Annotated in this window: 3 protein-coding genes and 1 pseudogene; 2 read left to right on the forward strand and 2 right to left on the reverse strand. The window is 65.4% G+C overall.

The window, feature by feature from the left end; genetic code table 11:
- Both JHD07_RS36505 and JHD07_RS36510 read right to left on the reverse strand, forming a co-directional pair.
- Positions 1 to 164: pseudogene (locus tag JHD07_RS36505) on the reverse strand (enoyl-CoA hydratase); the annotation flags it as partial.
- 115 nt (positions 165 to 279) lie between these two features.
- Positions 280 to 981, reverse strand: coding sequence for an SDR family NAD(P)-dependent oxidoreductase (locus JHD07_RS36510; RefSeq protein WP_291631010.1), 702 nt, complete (start codon positions 979 to 981; stop codon positions 280 to 282).
- Between the two features lie 34 nt (positions 982 to 1,015).
- Here JHD07_RS36510 and JHD07_RS36515 point away from each other — a divergent pair, with 34 nt between their 5' ends.
- Positions 1,016 to 1,204 (forward strand): hypothetical protein, encoded by a 189-nt coding sequence (locus JHD07_RS36515; protein ID WP_291631012.1) that lies wholly within the window; start codon positions 1,016 to 1,018, stop codon positions 1,202 to 1,204.
- 8 nt (positions 1,205 to 1,212) lie between these two features.
- Complete coding sequence (locus JHD07_RS36520; RefSeq protein ID WP_291631014.1) at positions 1,213 to 2,997, forward strand: acyl-CoA dehydrogenase family protein; 1,785 nt, start codon at positions 1,213 to 1,215, stop codon at positions 2,995 to 2,997.
- Positions 2,998 to 3,069: the final 72 nt, after the last annotated feature.

A 3,069-nucleotide genomic window follows, 5' to 3' on the forward strand; every position in this document is an offset into this window, starting at 1 on the left:
GGGTTCTCGCCGCAGGCTCGGATCATCGTGCGCAGCGCCGGCGTCAGCGCATCCGACAGCGAATTGCGCGCCTCCGGCCGGTTCAACGTGATGACGGCGACGCGGTCGCGGATGACGCAGAGGAGCTCGTTGGTGCCGGTGTCGATGGTGGTTTCGGTGGTCATTGATCCTCCCTGCTCTCGTAGGGTGGGCAAAGCGAAGCGTGCCCACCATTGTTTGTTGAGTTCGAGATGGTGGGCACGGCGCGATGCGCCTTTGCCCACCCTACGGCAGCTCGTTTCAAAACTTCTCCACCCAGGGCCGCAGCTCGAGCTCCCAGCTCCAGGCGCTGCGCGGCTGCTGCAGCACGTTCCAATAGCTCTCTGCGATCGCATCGGGATCGAGCATCGAATCCGGCTTGTCGGCATCTTCCGTCCGCGCCGCGCTGCGAATGCCGCCGTCGATGACGAAATGCGCGACATGAATGCCCTGCGGCGACAATTCGCGCGCCAGGCTCTGTGCAAGACCGCGCAGCGCGAACTTGCCCATCGCGAACGACGCCGACTGCGCATAGCCCTTGACGCTGGCGGAGGCGCCGGTGAACAGGATCGCGCCATGCTTGTTCGGCAGCATGCGCCTGGCGGCCTGCTGCGCCACCAGGAAGCCGCCATAGGCGCTGACTGCGATGGCATTGGCAACGTCGGCCGGAATGAGATCGACGAACGGCCCGCGCGTGCGGCCGCTGGCATTGTAGACGACGAGATCGGGCGTGCCGATCTCGCGCTCGACCAGGCCGAACAGGCGCTCGACCTCCTCAGGCTCCACCGCATTGCAGGCATAGGCCTTGGCGCCGGTTTCGCTGCAGAGCGCCCCGAGCTTCTCGATCTTGCGCGCGGCCAGCGCGACGCGAATGCCTTGCTTGGCGAGCAAGCGCGCCAAGGAGGCGCTCAATCCTTCACCAGCACCGACAATGAGGGCGATCTTGTACTTCGGATGTTCCATGGCGCGATCTCTTGAGACAGGGAGCTGCTGATCTATGCATGCCGACGCCAACAACCAGACGGAGCGATCAACAATTCCGCAGAGCGAATTGCTCCGTCACGGCGATCATGCCTCCCTGACAATTTGCGGCTTTATCGCTCTCCGCGACTGGAGCATGATCGACATCATCCGAAGCGGCAAGCGGCAAATCAGCGCAAAATGTCCGCAAGGCGGAAACGAGTGAGGACGATCATGCACAAACCGGCCCCAGCAAAGCCGAATCACGTCGCGGCCGAACCTTCCGGCCTGCTGGCCCCCGATACGTCAGGCATGAATTTCTACCGTGCCGATCCCGCCCTGACGGACCTTTTGCGCATCCACCTGCCCGAAGCGCTATTCCGCCACATCGAGCCGCATCTCGACCGCCTCGGCGCGCTCGCTGGCGGCCGGCTCGACGAATGCGCGCGCCTTGCCGACCGTCACACGCCCATTCTGCACCAGCGCGACAAGTTCGGCCGCGACGTGCAGTCGATCGAATACCATCCGGCCTATCGCGAGTTGGAGAACGCCGCATTCGGCGAGTTCGGCATCCATGCGCTCTCGATCCGCAAAGGCATCATGGGCTGGCCGGACAAATATCCTGTTGTCGCCAAGCACGCCTTCACCTTCCTGTTCAACCAGACCGAATTCGGCATGGGGTGCCCGATCAACGTCACCGACGGCTGCGCCAAGCTGCTGGCGAATTTCGGCAGCGAGGCCCTCAAGGCGAAATATCTGGACGGCCTGACTTCGACCGACATGAGCAAGCTGACGCAAGGCGGCCAGTTCATGACCGAGAAGGAAGGCGGCTCCGACGTCGGTACGCTGACCACGCGCGCGGTGCAGGAGGGCGACCATTGGCGCCTCTATGGCGAGAAATGGTTCTGCTCGAATGCCGACGCCAAGGTCGTGATGCTGCTGGCGCGCCCCGAAGGCGCCGGCCCCGGCACGCGCGGCGTCGGCCTGTTCCTGATGCCGCGCTTCCTCGACGACGGCTCGCAGAACCACTACCGGATCGTGCGCCTCAAGGACAAGCTCGGCACGCGCTCGATGGCCTCCGGCGAGATCAAGCTGGAAGGCGCGATCGCCTATGCGGTCGGCAAGCTCGATCGCGGCTTCGTGCAGATGGCTGAGATGGTGAATTCCTCGCGGCTCTCCAACGGCGTCAAGTCGACGGCGCTGATGCGCCGCGCCTATCACGATGCGATGACTGTGGCCAAGAACCGCGTCGTGTTCGGCCAGCGCATCATCGACCTGCCGCTCGGTCGGCGCCAGATGCTGAAGATCATGCTCCCGGTCGAGCAGGCGCTGTCGATGAGCTTTCTCACCGCCGACGCGCTCGACCGCGCGGAAGCCGGCAGCCAGGATGCGGCGGCGCTGCTGCGCATCCTGACCCCGACGCTGAAATTCCGCGCCACGCGCGATGCGCGCAAGGTTTGCGGCGATGCGCTCGAGATGCGCGGCGGCATCGGCTATATCGAGGAATTCGCCACGCCCCGGCTGCTGCGCGATGCCCATCTCGGCTCGGTCTGGGAAGGCACCGGCAACATCGTCGCGATCGATGCGCTGCGCCGCGCTGTCGGCCGTCATGGCGCCGAATCCGCGCTGGCGGCCGATCTGCATGCCCGGCTCGACGATAGCGCCTCCGTGCCGCAGGCATGGCGCGAGCGTCTGCGCGGCCTCACCGATTGCGCCGTCGGCTTTGCGCGCGAGGTCGCCGGGAAATCCGAGAACGAGGCCGATGCTCGCCGCGCCACCAGCGTGCTCTATCACGTCGCAAGCGCAGTCGCGCTCGCCTGGGAGGCACACCGCATTTACGACATGCGGGGCGATGCGCGCCGGCTGCTGCTGTCGCGCCTCGTGATCGACCATCGCGTGTTGCCGAGCGATCCGTTCCGGCTCACGGAAAATGCGGCGCAAGCGAAGATCGCCGCGCTGCTGCTCGGCGATCGCGATGCCGGCATGAGCGAGGTTGGCGAACTGGTCCTGGCGGCGTAGGCTACTGCGGCAGCGGGCGCAGGTCACCTCTCCCATAGGGAGAGGTCGATTTGCGCAGCAAATCGGGTGGGG

The organism is Bradyrhizobium sp. (assembly GCF_016462955.1).
Classification (GTDB): Bacteria; Pseudomonadota; Alphaproteobacteria; order Rhizobiales; family Xanthobacteraceae; genus Bradyrhizobium.

Bases quoted from the DNA above. Each gene is read 5' to 3' on its own strand.
- JHD07_RS36520 (WP_291631014.1), top strand. From the start codon at position 1,213: ATGCACAAACCGGCCCCAGCAAAGCCGAATCACGTCGCGGCCGAACCT.
- JHD07_RS36510 (WP_291631010.1), bottom strand. From the start codon at position 981: ATGGAACATCCGAAGTACAAGATCGCCCTCATTGTCGGTGCTGGTGAA.
- JHD07_RS36515 (WP_291631012.1), top strand. From the start codon at position 1,016: ATGCATGCCGACGCCAACAACCAGACGGAGCGATCAACAATTCCGCAG.